General features: G+C 73.1%; 16 protein-coding genes. 5 read left to right on the forward strand and 11 right to left on the reverse strand.

Annotated features, from left to right (window positions below):
• Window positions 1-6 precede the first annotated feature (6 nt).
• Window positions 7-822 carry a hypothetical protein gene (locus AAH979_RS29805; protein ID WP_346261449.1) on the forward strand — a complete coding sequence of 272 codons (816 nt, stop codon included), beginning with the start codon at window positions 7-9 and terminating at the stop codon, window positions 820-822.
• A gap of 57 nt (window positions 823-879) precedes the next feature.
• On the opposite strand, the gene AAH979_RS29810 is transcribed toward AAH979_RS29805, so the two are convergent.
• The 3 genes from AAH979_RS29810 to AAH979_RS29820 all read right to left on the reverse strand — a co-directional run bounded on the left by AAH979_RS29810 (window position 880) and on the right by AAH979_RS29820 (window position 3,802).
• Window positions 880-1,851, reverse strand: a complete 972-nt coding sequence (locus tag AAH979_RS29810) for an ADP-ribosylglycohydrolase family protein (RefSeq protein WP_346261450.1) — start codon at window positions 1,849-1,851, stop codon at window positions 880-882.
• 324 nt (window positions 1,852-2,175) lie between these two features.
• Window positions 2,176-2,817 (reverse strand): hypothetical protein, encoded by a 642-nt coding sequence (locus tag AAH979_RS29815; RefSeq protein WP_346261451.1) that lies wholly within the window; start codon window positions 2,815-2,817, stop codon window positions 2,176-2,178.
• Window positions 2,818-2,959: 142 nt separating this feature from the next.
• Window positions 2,960-3,802, reverse strand: coding sequence for a class I SAM-dependent methyltransferase (locus tag AAH979_RS29820; protein WP_346261452.1), 843 nt, complete (start codon window positions 3,800-3,802; stop codon window positions 2,960-2,962).
• Between the two features lie 209 nt (window positions 3,803-4,011).
• Between AAH979_RS29820 and AAH979_RS29825 the strand changes: the two genes are divergently transcribed.
• A complete protein-coding gene (locus tag AAH979_RS29825; RefSeq protein WP_346261453.1) occupies window positions 4,012-4,257 on the forward strand; it encodes a hypothetical protein in 246 nt (81 codons plus the stop codon).
• A 316-nt stretch (window positions 4,258-4,573) separates the two neighbouring features.
• On the opposite strand, the gene AAH979_RS29830 is transcribed toward AAH979_RS29825, so the two are convergent.
• The 5 genes from AAH979_RS29830 to AAH979_RS29850 form a co-directional block, all read right to left on the reverse strand.
• Window positions 4,574-5,344 carry an IclR family transcriptional regulator gene (locus AAH979_RS29830; RefSeq protein ID WP_346261454.1) on the reverse strand — a complete coding sequence of 257 codons (771 nt, stop codon included), beginning with the start codon at window positions 5,342-5,344 and terminating at the stop codon, window positions 4,574-4,576.
• A gap of 183 nt (window positions 5,345-5,527) precedes the next feature.
• Window positions 5,528-6,559, reverse strand: a complete 1,032-nt coding sequence (locus AAH979_RS29835) for a PDR/VanB family oxidoreductase (RefSeq protein ID WP_346261455.1) — start codon at window positions 6,557-6,559, stop codon at window positions 5,528-5,530.
• Between the two features lie 30 nt (window positions 6,560-6,589).
• Entirely contained in the window at window positions 6,590-6,943 is a 354-nt protein-coding gene (locus AAH979_RS29840) for a hypothetical protein (RefSeq protein WP_346261456.1), read from the reverse strand.
• Window positions 6,940-7,992: an aromatic ring-hydroxylating dioxygenase subunit alpha gene (locus tag AAH979_RS29845; RefSeq protein ID WP_346261457.1), complete on the reverse strand. Its 1,053-nt coding sequence runs from the start codon at window positions 7,990-7,992 to the stop codon at window positions 6,940-6,942. Before AAH979_RS29845 ends, AAH979_RS29840 begins: the two co-directional genes overlap by 4 nt.
• Before the next feature lie 162 nt (window positions 7,993-8,154).
• Window positions 8,155-9,414 (reverse strand): FAD-dependent oxidoreductase, encoded by a 1,260-nt coding sequence (locus AAH979_RS29850; protein ID WP_346261458.1) that lies wholly within the window; start codon window positions 9,412-9,414, stop codon window positions 8,155-8,157.
• Between the two features lie 511 nt (window positions 9,415-9,925).
• On the opposite strand from AAH979_RS29850, the gene AAH979_RS29855 reads away from it, so the two are divergent.
• The 3 genes from AAH979_RS29855 (at window position 9,926) to AAH979_RS29865 (ending at window position 12,261) form a co-directional block, all read left to right on the forward strand.
• Window positions 9,926-10,744, forward strand: a complete 819-nt coding sequence (locus AAH979_RS29855; RefSeq protein ID WP_346261459.1) for a CoA-transferase — start codon at window positions 9,926-9,928, stop codon at window positions 10,742-10,744.
• Window positions 10,745-10,913: 169 nt separating this feature from the next.
• Window positions 10,914-11,696 carry a CoA-transferase subunit beta gene (locus AAH979_RS29860; RefSeq protein ID WP_346261460.1) on the forward strand — a complete coding sequence of 261 codons (783 nt, stop codon included), beginning with the start codon at window positions 10,914-10,916 and terminating at the stop codon, window positions 11,694-11,696.
• A 100-nt stretch (window positions 11,697-11,796) separates the two neighbouring features.
• Window positions 11,797-12,261 (forward strand): PPOX class F420-dependent oxidoreductase, encoded by a 465-nt coding sequence (locus tag AAH979_RS29865; RefSeq protein WP_346261461.1) that lies wholly within the window; start codon window positions 11,797-11,799, stop codon window positions 12,259-12,261.
• Window positions 12,262-12,365: 104 nt separating this feature from the next.
• Here the strand turns inward: AAH979_RS29865 and AAH979_RS29870 are convergent, their stop codons facing one another.
• From AAH979_RS29870 to AAH979_RS29880, 3 genes are all read right to left on the reverse strand, one after another.
• On the reverse strand, window positions 12,366-12,743 hold the full coding sequence (locus tag AAH979_RS29870) for a VOC family protein (protein WP_346261462.1): 378 nt from the start codon (window positions 12,741-12,743) through the stop codon (window positions 12,366-12,368).
• A 161-nt stretch (window positions 12,744-12,904) separates the two neighbouring features.
• Complete coding sequence (locus AAH979_RS29875; protein WP_346261463.1) at window positions 12,905-14,641, reverse strand: sulfatase; 1,737 nt, start codon at window positions 14,639-14,641, stop codon at window positions 12,905-12,907.
• 299 nt (window positions 14,642-14,940) lie between these two features.
• On the reverse strand, window positions 14,941-16,533 hold the full coding sequence (locus AAH979_RS29880; RefSeq protein WP_346261464.1) for a glycosyltransferase 87 family protein: 1,593 nt from the start codon (window positions 16,531-16,533) through the stop codon (window positions 14,941-14,943).
• Window positions 16,534-16,576 lie beyond the last annotated feature (43 nt).

Below are 16,576 nucleotides of genomic sequence, written 5' to 3' on the forward strand. Positions count from 1 at the left end.
ATGAGAATGGCTTTCCGTCGACGCGGTCGGCCCGATCCGGAGGCGGCGGAGCGGCTACTCGACGCCGTCGCGGCCGGCGCCGCCGGGTCCCGGCAGGCGCACGGCGATGTCCCGGACCCGCTCGCCCAGCTGCTCGCCGTCGCGGCGGCACCGGCCCGCCCCGGAGAACTCCACGGCGAGGACGCCGCGGTGGCGGCGTTCCGGGCGGCCCGCGACGGCCTCACCGTGGCCTCCGCGGCGACACCCCGGACGACCGGGACCCGCGAGGCCCTGGCCGGTACCGCCGCCGATCCACCTGCCGATCGCCGCCGGCGCACAGCCGGCGCCCTGGGCTGGATCGCCGTGGCCGCCGCCACGCTCACCGCGGGCGTGGCGCTGGCGGCGGAGATCCCCGCACTGCGTCCCGCCGGGCCACCCAGCGGCACGCCGCCGAGCGCCGATGCCGGCACGCCGGCGGTGCGGACGTCAGCGCCGCCGACGACCGGACCGGCGCTGAGGCCCACCCCGACCGGCGCCGAGCCATCGCTGGCCGAGTCCGGCCGGCCCGGGCAGACTCCCCCGCCGCAGGCGCTCGTGGCGCAGTGTCGGGCCTTCCTGACCGGGGGTGGTCCGGACGGCTCCTCAGCCGGCCGGCCGCCCTCCGCCGCCCTGATCCGGGCGGCCGGTGGTCGGGACGAGGTCGACGACTACTGCCGACGCCTGCTGGCCACCGACCCGGAGCCGGACGCCAAGGAGCCGCACCGGCCTCCGGGCAGGGATGCACCGACCGATCCACCCGGCAGGGCGCCCGGCCAGGAACACGGCGGCAACGGTTCCCGCTGAGCCCCCACCGGCCGGACCGTCCCGGGACAACCGCCAGCCCGACAACCGCCGAACCGGCTATCGCCGGCCGGCGACAGGGTCGTCGTCCGGAGGCCGGTCGACCCAGCCGGGCAGCGCCTCCCGGGCGGCCAACCAGGCCGCCGGCACGCCGACCGCGTCGGGTCGGTCACCGATCCCGGTGTACGCGGCCAGCACGCCGCCGACGATCGCCCCGGTGGTGTCGATGTCCCCACCGGCGGCCACGCACGCGGTGATCGCGGCCGGATAGTCGCCGAGGTGGGTCGCGGCGGCCCAGAGCGCGAACGGGACGGTGTCCTGGGCGGTCACCCGCGAGCCGTTGCCCAGTTCGTACGCCGCCTCCTCGACCGTCACCGCCGTGCCGCTGAGCAGTCGGCGGGCCCGCTCGACGCCCCGGCGCAGCTGCCCGTCGATCAGGTACGGCTCCAGCCGGTCGAGGAACTCGGGCGCGGACGGGCGTACTCCGGTGAGCCGGGCCGCTCCGGCGTGCGCGGCGGCGACCGCGACCAGCACGGCCCCGGCGATCCCCTCGGGGTGGGCATGGGTCACCTCGGCGGACCGGATCGCCTGCTCGGCGGCCCGACGCGGCCGGTCGGCGTGGTAGGCGCCGAGCGGAGCCACCCGCATCGCGGCGCCGTTGCCGCAGGAGCCCTCTCCGCCGAACGCGTCCCGGGCCGCTTCCCGCCACGGCACCCCGTCCCGGACCCGGTGCAGGATCACCACCGCACCCGCCCCGTAGCCGCGGTACGGCTCGCAGCGCTCCGCGAACGCGGCGGCGAGCCGGTCCTGGCCGATCTCGCCGTGCGCCGCGAGTTCGGCCACCACCGAGCAGGCCATCTCGGTGTCGTCGGTCCACTCCCAGGGGCCGGCCGGCGGTCGACCCGCGGCCAGGTCGGCCGGCGACCGGCCAACCATGAAGAACTGCGCGCCGAGCGCGTCACCGACGGACAACCCGTGCAGGCTGTCGTAGCAGAGGTCGAGCCGGGCCGGCTCGTGCAGGACGAAGGACATCGCTGCGATCATGCCCCAGTCCGGTCCGGAACCGCCCGCCCGGTGGCCCACCGCCGAGGTGGCGGGCTTACCGGGCGCGGTGCAGCGGGTTCAGTCCTCGGTCAGCGGCCGGATCGACTCGGCGACCACGCCCGGAAGCGTCGGGTCACCGCTGCGGGCGTACGTGTCGACGAACTTGATCGCGTGCCGTCACGTTCGGGGCCGGTGTCACGGAGCCGCTCGTACGCCTCGTCGATGGTGAAGTCCGCCATGGTCACCAGGTTGCAAGTTCAACCTCGCTTCACGTCAACCCACTGGCAGCGCAGGTCGGCCGGGGGTGCCGGGTCAGCGTTGGCAGCCCTTCAGCGAGGTGCTGGTCCGGGCGGTACGGGTCGAGCCGTCCTTGAACTTCGCCGTCGCCGTGATGGCGATGGTGCCGCCCGCCGAGTTGCGCGGTTCGGCCCGGAACGGCCCGAGGCTGGTCAGCCAGGTCCCCCGGTCGCTGCCGATGGTCCGGGCGGATCCGCTGCCGTCGAACGGGACCACGGTGTTCACCCGGTAGCGGAACGACACCGACGAGACGTTGCCGGCCGCGCCCACCCGGACCTGCACCAGCCCGAAACTCGGGTTGCCACAGCCCTCCTGGTGCAGGCCGGTGAAGTTCTGCGCCTGGCCGAACCCGCCGGTGACCCTGACCGTCACCGTCGTCTGCTCGCCCATGGTGCGGGCCCGGCGGGGCGGCGCGCTGCTGGCCGGCGGCCGGGTGGTCCGGGCCGCCGTGGGCCTCGGCGTGGGGGTGGGACTCGGATTCGCGGCGGTCGGGGTGGGCGCCGCCGACGAGGAATCGGCAGCCGGGACACCGTTCGACCACTGTGGACGTTGGGCCCCCTGGCCCGCGCAGGCCGTGGAGAGCGACAGGGCCGCCGCGCACGTCACGGCGAGCAGGACACCTGATCGGGTACGCCGAAAGTTGAGGACAGTCACCATGATCCCGTCGGTCGTGTTGGCCCCATTTCGCGGCATCAGCCGGCCTTGACCGTAGTCCTGTCCCTCGATGTCGCCAAATCCACACCGGAAAGTGGGACAAGTCAGCACTTCAGGGCGCTGGCGCCGCGCCGGCCACCCGGGACTACGGCCGCCACAGCACCAGCTCGATCTCCCCGACCCGCTCGGCGAAGCGCCCGGCCGGTGCCGCCGTACGCAGCAGCCGTCGCAGATCCCGTTCGAACTCCGGCCGCCGGCCGGCGAAGAGGTGCGGCGCGGCGTACGACAGCGAGAAGACCGCGGCCACCACCTCGTCCTCGGTGCGCTCCCGCACGACGCCGCCACCGACGGTCAACCGGCGCGGGCCCCGGTAGCCGGCGGCGTGCATCACCTCCTCCTCCCCACCGGCCGTGCCGCCGGGCAGCACTCCCTGACCGGCCCGGCGCGCCGGGCCGAGATAGCGGGCGACCAGCGCGTCGATCTCGTCGTGCGGCGGGCGGGGAAGCGGAAGTGGGTCGGTGCCGTCCACCCCCCGGTGGGTGGTGGCGCCCACGTGCACCCAGACCCCGTCGGCGCCGAGCATCGGGCGTATCGCGCGAGCGACCCGGGGGCGGTCGAGCCAGTGGAACGACTGCGCGAACGTGACGACCCGGAACGTGCCGAGCCCCGCGGGCAACTCCTCGGCCCGCAACCGCTGCCACCGCACGTTGCCGACGCCGGCCTCGCGGGCCGCCCGCTCGGCCCGCCGCACCATGTCCCGGTCGGCGTCGATCCCCAGCACCGACGAGAAGAGCGGTGCCAGCAGCAGGGTCAGCGAGCCGGGTCCGCAGCCCACGTCGAGCAGCCGGCCACGGCCGTCGAGCCGGAGTTCGGTGGCCAGGGCGTCGGCGACCGCCGCCGGGTACGGCATCCGGCCGACGGCGTAGTAGTCCGCACTGCCGGCGTAGAGCGTCTCGTCCCACTGGAATGCGGGCGGCTGTCCCGGCACCGCACCACCCTACGCCTGAACAGGACCTCCCGGCCGGAACGGCGACCCGGGCGGCGTCCCCGATGTCGTAGCATCACTCCCGTGACGGTCGGGTCGGCGCCACGGCGCCATGCGCAGACGGGTTACCCGATGGCCGCGTGATCCGGCCGCGGGCGCGCGGCCCGCCACCCTCTCCCCCAGATCTCGTGAGGTCCGGGTGAGGAGAGGAGGTGATCACATTGACTCGGACGAACACCCCTGCCGGCTGGGACGAGTTCCTGGGTCGGCACGTCGTTGGCGACGCCGTCGCGGTGACCGTCACCAGGACGCTGCCGTTCGGCGCCCTGGTCGAGACCGTCGAGGGCGTTCCCGGCCTGCTCTGGAAGGCCGGCCCGGTGGACGTCGGTACCCGGCTTGAGGCCCGCCTCGACGCCATCGACCCGATCCAGCGGCGGGTCGGCCTGGTCAGCGCCTAGGTTCCGCCGACGGCACGAGTTCCGCCCGCTGGTCGGACCGTACCGACCGGCTCCGGCACGACCGCGCGGCTGTGCGTCCGGCGACCCGGCGCACAGCCGCCCGGCTGGCCGTCCCGTCCCGGATCGAGCGGGACCGGGGCGTCCCGGACGGCACCGTCGACGGAGAGCCGCCACCTCGTGACCGTCGACCGGGGCGTCCCGGACGGCACCGTCGACGGGGAACCGCCACCTCGTGACCGTCCGCCGGTCCGGTCGCGGACGCCCGAGAGACAAGCTCCGGACAGGGCCGCGGCGGCGTACCCGGCGGACGTGCCGGCTACCCGGCCGCAGGGTCGCGGCGGCCCGGCCGGACGGCCGGCAGCGCGGGGGCGCGCAGCGCCCGGGAGATGCCTCGGGCGGCGGCCCGGACGACCGGGATCAGTCCGGCGCGCTGCGGGCGCGGCGCCCGGACCACGACCGAGACCGCGGCCACCACCTCCCCGGTCGGGCCGTACACCGGGGCGCCGATCGACAGCGCGTCCATGGTCACCTGGCGGTCGCTGATCGCGATCCCGGTCCGCCGGACCTCGGCGAGCACCCGGCGCAGCTCCCGGGCGGAGGTGATGGTCCGCTCGGTGAACCGCTGCAACGGCGCGTCGAGCACCGCCTCCTGCACGTCGGTCGGGGCATGGGCCAGCAGCACCAGGCCGACGCCGGTCGGCGGCATCGCGAACCGCCCGCCGACCCGGGTCAGCACCGGCACCGCGCTGTGCCCGGCGATCCGCTCGACGTACACCACCTCAAGGCCCTCCCGGACGGCGAGCTGGACGTTCTCCTGGGTCACCTGGAACAGGTCCTCCAGGAACGGCAGCGCCGCCTCACGGAGCCCGAGGCCGCGCGGTGCGAGCGAGGCGATCTCCCACAGCCGCAGCCCGATGCGGTAGCGGCCGTCCGCGCCCCGTTCCAGCGCACCCCAGCCGGCGAGGTCGTTGACCAGCCGATGCGTGGTGGTGAGCGGCAGCCCGGCCCGGCCGGCCAGCTCGGTGAGGGTCAGTTCACGGTGGTCCGGCGTGAACGCCTCGAGCAGCCGCAGCGCTCGTACCGTCACCGAACCCGTCCCCGACGGCGTCCCGTCCGACACCGCCACCCCCAAGCCGTACACACCCGCTACCGCCAGCGTATTCGCCGGACGCGTGGCCGGGAACCGGCGTGCCGCCGGGACGATCCCCGGCCGGCACACCGGGCCCGCGCCGCCGCCGTGGCCCGCCGTTGCCGTCCGGGATCCGGGTGGTCAGAGGTCGAGCACGAGTTTCGGGGTACGGGACCGGGACACGCAGATCATCATGACGTCGTTGGCCGCCTGCTCCTCGTCGGTCAGCAGCGAGTCCCGGTGCTCCGGGATCCCGGCGAGCACCGGTGTCTCGCAGGTGCCGCAGGTCCCCTCCTGGCAGGAGGAGAGCACCGGGATACCGGCCTCCCCGACGACCTGCAGGATGGACCGGTCCGGTGGCACCGCCAGGGTCCGGCCGGATCGGGCGAGTTCCACCTCGAACGACTCCCGCCGGACCGGTTCGTCGAAGGTCTTCGGCGCGAAGCGCTCGACCCGGAGCGTCCCGGCCGGCCAGTGCCGGCAGTTCGCCTCGACCGCACCGAGCAGGGGTTCCGGGCCGCAGCAGTAGACCAGCCGTTCCGGATCGGGCTCGGCGAGCAGCGCCGGCAGGTCGAGCAGCCCGATCTCGTCCTGCGGCCGGATCGAGACCCGGTCGCCGTACCGGTCCCGCAGCTCGGTGCGGAACGCCATCGAGGCCCGGGAGCGGCCGCCGTACACGAGCCGCCAGTCGGCACCGGACGCCTCCGCGGCCGCCAGCATCGGAACGATCGGGGTGATCCCGATCCCGCCGGCGATGAAGAGGTACCGCTGCGCGGGCAGCAGCGCGAAGTGGTTGCGCGGGCCCCGGACGCGTACGGTCGCGCCTACCGGCAACCCGTCGTGCACGTACGCCGAACCACCCCGACCGCCGCTCTCCCGCAGCACCGCGACCCGCAGCTCGGTGCGGTCCGCCGGATCTCCGCAGAGCGAGTACTGCCGGACGAGGTCCGGCCGGAGCAGCAGGTCGACGTGGGCGCCGGGTTCCCAGGACGGCAGCGGCGCTCCGGCGGGATGCCGCAGCCGGAGTACGACGACACCGTCGGCCACCACGGTCTTGGCGGTCAGCAGCAGGTCGAGTTCGGTCTCACCGCCAGCGGTCGCGACCGGGCCGTCGGCGGTGATGACCGGGGTGTCGGAACCGAGATCGGTGTCGCTGGGCATCGGTTCGGCCATTCGGTCGGGGTCGGGCAGTGGGGGCCCGGCTCAGGCGGGGACGGGTTGGCGGTCCCGGACCGATCCGGTCGGTTCGTCGATCCCGGTCGGTTCGTCGACTCCGGTCGGTTCGTCGATCCCGTTCGGTTCGTCGATCCCGTTCGGTTCGTCGATCCCGTTCGGTTCGTCGACCGGCTCGGGGTCCACCGGACGGTCCCCGCCGTGGCTGTCGGGGTGCGCCAGCAGCCAGGCCCACAGCGCGATCGGGTCCTCGGCGTCGTGCGAGGTGCCGCAGAAACAGAAGCCGCGCAGCCGGTCGGTGCCGAGCACCCACTCGACCCGGTACACCCGGGGGCCGGTGAGCATCCGGCTGGGCTCAGCGGTACCGCCGCTCCACCCGGTCACGACGTCACCGCGCCCTCCGGCCGGCTCCGCTCGGCCATCCGCTTGAGGATGCGGCGGGCCGCCAGGCCGCCGGTGTCGATGTTGATGCTGAGTTCCTGGTAGCCGTCCGCCTCCGTGACGAGTACCTGTTCGAGGAGGTTGAGCGCGGTCACGTCCTGCATCACCACGGTGTGGTTGCTGGAGTACAGGAACCGGGAGACCTCCTCGTCCTCCAGGGCGAAGTCCCGGGCGACGGCCCAGAAGTCGTACGTGGTGTTCGCGGTGGACGGGGTGATCGCGTACACCACCTCGACGTGGAACGCCTGGTCGTCCGGGCCCTCGGCCGGCGGGTAGCCGCCCTGTGGCGCGATCCGGCTGTGCAGCAGGTAGAGGCACGGCGGGTGGTACTCGATGTCCTGCCAGCGGGTGATCCGGCCCTCGATGCCGGTCGACTTCGAGTAGAACGGCGGGCAGGCGGCGTCGTCCATGTGCCGGCTCACGTAGACGGTCCCGGAGTCCTCGTCGACCTCGGTCTGGATCGGCGTCTCGGCGACCTCCGGCGTGCCGATGTATCCGCCGTGCAGGTAGGTCTCGTGGGAGAGGTCCATCAGGTTGTCGACCAGCAGCATGTACCGGGCGTCCAGCGGCTCCATCCCGCACACCGCGGTGTAGTCCGGGTCGGCCAGCCAGGGCGCCCGGGGGATCAGCCCGGGGTCCGCCACGGCCCTGTCGCCGATCCACACCCAGACGAACGAGTCCTGCTCCACCACCGGGTAGGCCGGCACCCTGGCGGTACGCGGGATCCGCTGCTGGCCGGGGACGAAGACGCAGGAACCGCCGCGGTCGTAGGTGAAGCCGTGGTATCCGCAGACGATCGTGTCGCCGTCGAGCCGGCTCTCGGAGAGCGGGAAGCGCCGGTGCACGCACCGGTCGGCGAGTCCGACCGCCTCGCCGCCCTCGGTCCGGTAGAAGACGATCGGCTCGCCGAGGATGGTGCGGCCGAGCAGTTCCCGCCCGACCTCCCGGCTGTATGCGGCGACATACCACTGGTCGCGTACGAAAGCCGTCATGGCGACTCCCTGGAGAAGCGGGGGATCTTCTCCTCCGAGCATGTCGAGCACGCGGTCGGCCGGGAAGTACGTCTTCCGGATAGCGGAAGGGCGGCTACCGAGACGCCGCATCCGGGCCGGGTCGCCCTGCTCCGTCCAGAGTGGGCGGGGCGGTGGACGTGCTCAGCCGGCCTCTCCGTCGGTGTCGACCGGGGCCGGCGGCCGGCGGGCGAACGGCGGCGCGTGCTCGGGGCGTACGCCGACGCCGATCAGGTAGGCCGGGCCGATGGACACGACCGGGAACCGCCGGAGCAGGGCCAGCACCGGCCGGGGTGGTCCGGCCCGGCGCCCGGCCAGGATCGGGGTGACCAGATTCCGGTGCAGGAACCGCTGCAACCGCTGCACCAGGATGGTCGGTAGCAGCCGCCGGGACCGGACGGCGGCCAGGTCGGCCTCGGTCACCGTGCCGCGCCGGAGCGGCTCGGCGAGCAGCGTGGCGGCGGCGACCGCGTCCTGCACGGCGAGGTTGATCCCGACCCCGCCGACCGGCGACATCGCGTGCGCCGCGTCCCCCAGGCAGAGCAGCCCGGGCACATGCCAGCGGTCGAGCCGGTTCAGCCGTACGTCGAGATGCTTGACCTCGTCCATCGAGGTGATCGCGTCGACCCGGTCGGCGAAGCCGGGAGCCAGTTCCGCGATGTCGCGGCGGAACTGTTCGACCCCCTGGGCCCGGATCCGCGCGTCGCTGCCCTTCCGGGCGATGTAGGCGATCTGGAGGTAACCCTCCCGGGGGATGACCACGGCGAACCGGCCGGGGCCGACCCGGGGGGTGAGCCCGGCCGGGTCGTCGTGTGGGTCGCGGGGCAACCGGAACCACCAGGCGTCGATCTCCACCGGAAACTCCCGGACCGGCAGGTTGGCCTGTGCCCGGGCGAGCGACCACCGGCCGTCGCAGGCGACGGTCAACTCGGCGCGCAGCTCAGCTGTCCTGCCGTCCGGCCCCCGGTAGCGCACGCCCAGGACCCGGCCGTCCTGCTGGATCAGCTCGGTCACCTCGGTGTTCATCCGCAGCGTGAAGGAGGGCTCGGCCGCGCCCGCCTCGGCGAGCAGGTTGAGCAGGTCCCACTGCGGCACCATCGCGACGTACCGGTACCGGGTCTTCAGCCGGCGGAAGTCGGCGATGACGACCTGCCGCCCCGGCGCCACCGGGAAGGCGACCTCGTCCAGCCGGCTCTGCGGCAGGGCGGCGAACCGCTCGCCGAGGCCCAGTTCGTCGAGGAGTTGCAGGGTGGACGGGTGCACCGTGTCGCCCCGGAAGTCGCGCAGGAAGTCGCCGTGTTTCTCCAGCACCGTCACGTCGACGCCGGCCCGGGCCAGCAGCAGCCCGAGCACCATTCCAGCCGGTCCACCGCCGACGACGACGCAGGTCGTACGCTCGTCCACCGCGATCACCTTATTCAACGGACGATGAATTATTCACCTACGGTACTCCCGACACAGCGAAGATCGCAACTGTCCGGAGGCCGGTACGGCAGCACCGCGCCGCGCGGGTCACCCTTCCGGCGCGGGTACGAGGCAGGGAGGGTCGCCCCGGTACGCCGGTGTGCCGGGCCCCGACGTGCACGACCGGGCGAAGCGCCGTCGCGGTCACCGCGCTCTCCCCGGCCGCGAAGCCGTACTCCGCGGGCGCGCTCGCGCTCTCCCACGCGTACCGGCCGAGCGGGTCCGCGTACCGGCCGGACCGCCTCGGCGGGCGCGGACCTGTCGGACGCTCGGCCCAGCACGGCCACGACGGCGGCGGAAAATCCCGTGGCCGCGCCGGGCGGCGTTGACGGGGCCGGATGCGTCACGCTACGTTCGATATCAGAACAGGCGTACGCCAAACGAACGACTGCGCCCGTCTGCCGTCACCGCTCGGCAGGGCGACGACGCGCGATCAGGAGACTGGGGACGGATGGCTGAGATCGTCTCGTTGGCCGAAGGTGTGGCCGAGTTGGTCAACGACGGTGACACGGTGGCGCTGGAGGGATTCACCCACCTGATTCCGTTCGCCGCCGGCCACGAGATCGTCCGGCAGCGGCGGCGCGACCTGGAACTGGTCCGGATGACCCCGGACGTCATCTACGACCAGCTCATCGGGATGGGCTGTGCCCGTCGGCTGGTCTTCTCCTGGGGCGGCAACCCGGGCGTCGGCTCGCTGCACCGGTTTCGGGAGGCGGTGGAGCACGGCTGGCCGGCACCGCTGGAGATCGAGGAGCACAGCCACGCCGGAATGGCGAACCGGTACGTGGCCGGGGCTTCCGGGCTGCCGTTCGCGGTGCTGCGTGGCTACACCGGCACCGACCTGCCCCGGCATACCGCCACCATCAAGCCCATCACCTGCCCGTTCACCGGCGAGGTGCTCACCGCCGTACCGGCGTTGAACCCCGACGTCACGATCGTGCACGCCCAGCGCGCCGACCGGGCCGGCAACGTGCAGATGTGGGGCATCACCGGCGTGCAGAAGGAGGCGGTGCTGGCCGCCAGGCGGTCCCTGGTCACCGTCGAGGAGATCGTCGACTCCCTGGAGCCGATGCCCACCCAGGTGGTCCTGCCGACCTGGGCGGTCAGCGCGGTCGCGCTCGCCCCCGGTGGCTCGCACCCGTCCTACGCACAGGGCTACTCGGTCCGGGACAACAACTTCTACCAGGCGTGGGACGCGATCAGCCGCGACCGGGACACCTTCACCACCTGGATGCGGCAGCACGTCCTCGACGCCCGGAGGAACCCATGAACGAGCGCGGCGAAGCCGGCCGAACGAACGACCGCGGACATGGTGGCGGGACGGACGAACGCGGGCCGGCCGGCGGGCCGAAGGAGCCCGACGAAGCAGGCGGGATGAGCGAGCACGGACCTGGCGGCGGGATGGGCGAGCGGATCGAGCGGCCCGGGAGGTGGCGGCGATGAGCGCGGAGTGGACCGCCGACGAGATGATGACCGTCGCCGCCGCCCGGCAACTGCGGGACGGCACCGCGTGCTTCGTCGGAATCGGCCTGCCGAGTACCGCCGCCAACCTCGCCCGGGTGACCCACGCACCCCGGCTCGTGCTCATCTACGAGTCCGGGTGTCTCGGCGCCAAACCCGACCGGCTGCCACTCTCGATCGGCGACGGCATCCTGGCCGACACCGCCGACGCGGTGGTCAGCGTGCCGGAGGTCTTCAACTACTGGCTCCAGCCGGGCAACATCGACGTCGGATTCCTCGGCGGTGCCCAGCTCGACCGGTACGGCAACATCAACACCACCGCCATCGGCGGCGACTACAGCAATCCGTTGGTACGGCTGCCCGGGGCCGGTGGGGCACCCGAGATCGCCGCCTCCTGCCGCGAGGTCATCGTCATCATGCGGCAGAGTCCGCGTACCTTCGTCGAGCGGGTCGACTTCGTCACCTCGTTCGGTTACGGCGCCGGCTCCGGTGACCGGGAACGACTCGGGCTGCGCGGGGCCGGACCGCAGGTGGTGATCACGGACCTCGGCATCCTCCGGCCCGACCCGTCCAGCCGGGAACTGGTGCTGACCCAACTGCATCCGGGCGCCACGGTCGAGCAGGCCCGTGCGGCGACCGGCTGGCGGTTGCGGGTCGCCGACGACCTGCGTACCGGCGAGCCGCCGACCGATTCGGAGCTCTCCGTGCTGCGCGCACTCAAGGCCGCCACCGACGCCGACCGTTCCGCGTCCGGCACCTGAACTGTCCGGCAATCCCGGAACAGCGGTTGCCGGCCCCGCAGTGGACCCAGACCCCCTCCGCCCGGCCCGCCGTCCCGGCGCAGCCTGATAGAAACGATCAATGACCCGCAGCATCGCGACCAACACCCGCGTCGACCGCGCCGAACTGCTCGACTTCCTCCGACCCCGGCACCGCGCCATCCTGATGACGACCCGCCCGGACGGGCGACCCCAGTCCTCGCCGGTGACCTGCGGGGTGGACACCGAGGGCCGGATCGTCGTCTCGACCTATCCGGAGCGGGCGAAGGCGACCAACGCCCGCCGGGATCCCCGAGTCTCCGTCTGCGTCCTCTCCGACGACTGGAACGGGCCGTGGGTCCAGGTCGACGGCACCGCCGAGGTGCTCGACCTGCCGGAGGCGCTGGAGCCGCTGGTCGAGTACTTCCGCTGCATCTCCGGCGAGCACCCGGACTGGGACGAGTACCGCGAGGCCATGCGCCGGCAGGACAAGTCGCTGATCCGGGTCACCATCGACGGTTGGGGGCCGGTCGCCACCGGCGGCTTCCCCGCCCGCCTCGCCGACTGATCCGGCGGGCCCCGAATGGGTCGGGGAGCATCGGGGTGCGGTGGGCCGGGGACGGCCCGGACGGGTGCCCACCCCAATGAGGTTCCCCGATCCGGCGCGGTGGATCAGCCGAGGTAGAGGCAGAACGGGTGGCCGGCCGGGTCGAGGTGCACCAGGACATCCTGCTGCGGCTGGAAGTCCGCGCGGGTGGCGCCACACGCCACGGCGTGCGCGGCGGCGCTCTCCAGATCGTCGACCCGGATCTCCAGGTGCATCATCATCTGCTGGTCGCCGGGACCGGCCGGCCAGCGTGGCCGGGCGTACGGCGACTCGGTCTGGAAGGCCAGCCCGACTCCCCCGGCCGGGTCGCGCATCAGCACCCAGTCCGACTCCTCCTCGGTGATCTCCCAACCGAGGAGGCGCTGGTAGAAACGGGCGAGCGCTGCCGGGTCCGGTGCGCTCAGATTGACGGTGGTCAACGTCAGACCGGTGCCGTCGAGCATGATGCGGAACCTCCGAATGCTGGTCAGAGCTTTGGCCGGACATCGATCCGGGCCCGGCCAGCACCGTGGCACGGGCCCGGAAATCCTACCGGCGGGCCCCGACACTTCGGGTGGGTTCACCGGGCCGGGCCGGCCCACCGCGCAGCGGGGTCGGCTCGGAGCTACGACCCGAAGGCGGTGAGGAACCGGTCCCGGAAGTCGCTCATCCGCCAGACCGGAGTGTCCGGGCCGGGCTTCAGTCCCTCCTGCCAGTTCCAGCCGGAGATCCGGTCCAGCACGGCCGGATCCTTGGCGACGATGGTGATCGGTACGTCGTGACTGGCGTTCTCCCCGGTCACCAGCGGGGCCGGCTGGTGGTCGCCGAGGTAGACGAAGACCAGGTCGTCGTCGCCGTACCGCTCCAGGTAGGAGACGACGGTGTTCAGCGAGTACTCGATGGCGCGGCGGTACTGGGTGCGCACCTTGTCGGTGTCCCGCCACACGTCGTCCGACGACTCGCCCACCTCGGCCATCGGCCCGAAGATCGATCCGTCGCCGAGCTGGTCCCAGCCGATGAGTTCCGGGATCGGTGTCCAGGGCGCGTGGCTGGACACCAGCGGGATCGTCGCCATCACCGGCGGGTGGTCCGGCTTGGCGTGTTCGCGCTGCTCGAAGACTGACAGCGTGTACTGGTCCGGCATCTGGGCCCAACTGAACTGCGGGCCACGGTATCCGAGCTCCTTCGAGGCGTGCACCTCGTCGTAGCCGAAGAACGTCCCCTCCGGCCATTTCTGGGTGATGCCCGGCATCACGCCGACGGTCCGCCAGTCGGCCCGCTGGAAGGCCCGGTTCAGGGTCATCCGGTCGCTGGCGACGAGGTGGGTGTAGCGCTGCTGGTTGTTGATCCAGAGACCGGAGAGCAGCGTGCCGTGGGCCAGCCAGCTTCCGCCGCCGTAGGTCGGCGAGGTGAGCCAGCCGCTGCGCGCCGCGTACCCGGCGGTGCGCAGTCGGGTGTAGCCGGTGTCGAGGGTGGCGCCGATCTCCGGGGCGAACGCCGGGTCCTCGACCGCCGAGCGACCGTAGCTCTCAACGAAGGCGAGGACCACGTCCTTGCCCCGCAACGCGGTGAGCAACTGGTCGCCGGGGGTGTCGCCGAAGGCGTCGACCCGGGCCTCGGCCGCGAACACCTCCTGGTCGCGCAGGGCCGCCCGCACCTGGAGCGCCCGGTCGTAGGTCAGGGTGCTGACCGGCACGTCCGGAATGATCTGCACGCCGAGCACGGCGCCGACGACACAGGTGGCCCCGAGGGCCGACACGATGTGCGTCGACGCCCGGCGGTGCCGGACCACCAGGCGGGTCAGCCGGAGCACCGAGAGCGTCATCAGGACGAGCAGGCCGACCGCGAGCAGGCCGGCGGCGATCACGGCGACGACGGCGCCGGTCCGGCCGTACGACTCCTCGACGTAGTCCGTGCCGGCCTCGAACGAGATCCAGTCGAAGACCGGGTTGAACGGCCGGGCCAGCACCGCGAAGAAGCCCATGTCGATGACCTTCACGATGGCCAGCACTCCGAGTGCGATCCCGACCGGTACCGCCACCACCCGGCGTCCCCAGCCCGGCAGGAGCAGCACCAGCGCGACCACCAGCAGGGCTTCGAGCGGCAGCCGCAGGAACGCACCCGGGGTGAGCAGGGTGAGCTGGTTCGGCGCGAGCAGGGCGAAGACGACCAGCAGCAGGGCCAGGACGCTGGTCAGGCCGGCCGCCACGGTCCGCAGCCTGCCACGCTTTACAGCGGGAGCGGCGGCGTCGGTCGCGGCGTCGGTCGGGCCACCGGCGACCTCCGACGTGTGGTTGGCGTCGGGCGTACCGTGGTCGTCCGGTTCCGGTGACGGGTGGCCGTCGGTGGCCGGGACCTCCACCGGCTCCGGCGGTGCATCGGTCGGGGTTCGACGACGGCGCGTGAAAGCCGACAATCCAGAGGCCCTTTCCTGTGAAGCCTGGTGACGCCCGCTCGCCACTGGGAGTGACCGACCCGCACGGTCGCGCGAGGTCGGCGGCGCCGGCACGGCCTGGCCGGCCGGCACCGGTCGAGGCGGTGACCTGCCTGGTCTGCGTGCCGCCGTCGTGAGCCGGGCGCCACGTTAACATCCCGAGTTGACCGGGCCCCGGCCACCGGTTGCCGGGTCGGTGAACCGCCCCACCCGCCGGTACCGCGCCGTCACCCGGCGACGAGTTCCTCGCTGTACGCGGCGATCGGGCTGCCGTCCGCGCGGTAGGCGGTCAACCGGCCGTGCGAGAGGTTGGCCGAGCGGAACGAGAACAGCCGCTGCCCCGGATATACCTCCAGCAGCGGGATCGTCCGGGCGACGCCCCCGGGCGCGGACTGGTATTCCAGCCGGGCCACGGTGGCGTCGACGACCCCGCTGACGCGTACCTTGGTCTTCTCGGCGGTGACTCCGAAGGTGATCGGCGCACCCGCGCCGAACGCGGCGCACCCGGCCGCGCTGCGGCAGACGAAGAAGTAGCGCGGGTTGTGCACGTCGGACATCGAGTACGCCTTGAACGTCGGGTCCGCCCCCGCCGGCAGCGGCTGTACGGCGAAGAAGGCGACCCCGGCGAGGGCGGCGGTGCCCACCCGCAGCCAACCCCGGGCCGTGGAGGTACGCCGAGCGGCGGCGACCGCCGCGACCGCCGCCCCGCCGAAGCCGGCCAGACACAGCGTGATGGTGGCGATGGAACGCGAGTTCTCGAAGAGGAACTGGAGTCCCGGGGTCATCGAGACCGAGCTGAGCAGCGCGCCCAGCGACAGCACCATCACGCCCAGCACCGCGACACCGGCCACCCGGCGCGCCACCCCGTACGCCCCGACCAGGAACATCGCGGCCAGCACCGGCCAGATCTGGTGATGGGTCCAGGAGACCGGCGAGGCCGCCACGGTGGCGCAACCGACCAGCACGGCCGCCTGCGCGGACCGGCCGGACAGTTCGAGCTGGCGTGCCCGCAGCAGCGCCGTACCGCAGACGACCAGCACCAGGCCGGCCCAGAGCAGCGGGAAGGTCTCGCCCTCCGCGCCCACCCGCAGCAGCATGCCGTGCAGGGACTGGTTGCCGAGCGAGGCGAGGTTGCCGACCCGCGAGGTGTTGAGGAAGGTACCGGTCCAGAAGGTCCAACTCTCCGCCGGCAGCACGACCGCGCCGACCAGGCCGCAGGCCAGGAAGGCGCCGGCCGCCCGACCGGCGTCGCGCCAGCGGCGGGCGACCAGGAAGAAGACCACGAACAGCAGCGGGGTCAGCTTGACGGCCGCGGCGATCCCGACCAGGACGCCCCGATACCGGGCCGGGGTCAGCCCCGTCCCGTCGACCAGGGCGAGCAGCACGATGAAGACGCTGACCTGGCCGAAGCGCAGGTTGCTCTGGGCCGGCGCGGAGAGCATCAGCGCGCAGGCGATGGCCGCGACCACCAGCGGTCGCCGGTGCCGTTGCGAGGTGACGGCGCCACCCACCGCGACGGCGATGGCGGCGATCGCCGCGCAGGTCAGCGCCAGCCAGGAGAGTTGGAGGACGCCCTCGGGCAGCAGGCCGATCGGCGAGAGGACCAGGGCGGCGAAGGGCGGGTACGTGAACGGCCCACCGTTCTCGGCGACGAATTCGTAGAGCGGCTGGCCGGCGTGCAGGTGCCGGATGGCGCCGTAGTAGATGTGCAGATCCGAGAGGCGTTCCCAGCCGGGCCGGCGGAGCACGAGTGCCGACGAGACCACCGCGACGACGCCGAAGACCCCCCAGAGCGCGATCGTCCCCCTGCGACTGCCCACCCGGGCGAGTCTAGTGCGGTGTCCACTATCGTTCACCGGGTCG

It is taken from the genome of Plantactinospora sp. ZYX-F-223 (genome assembly GCF_039649625.1).
Classification (GTDB): Bacteria; Actinomycetota; Actinomycetes; order Mycobacteriales; family Micromonosporaceae; genus Plantactinospora.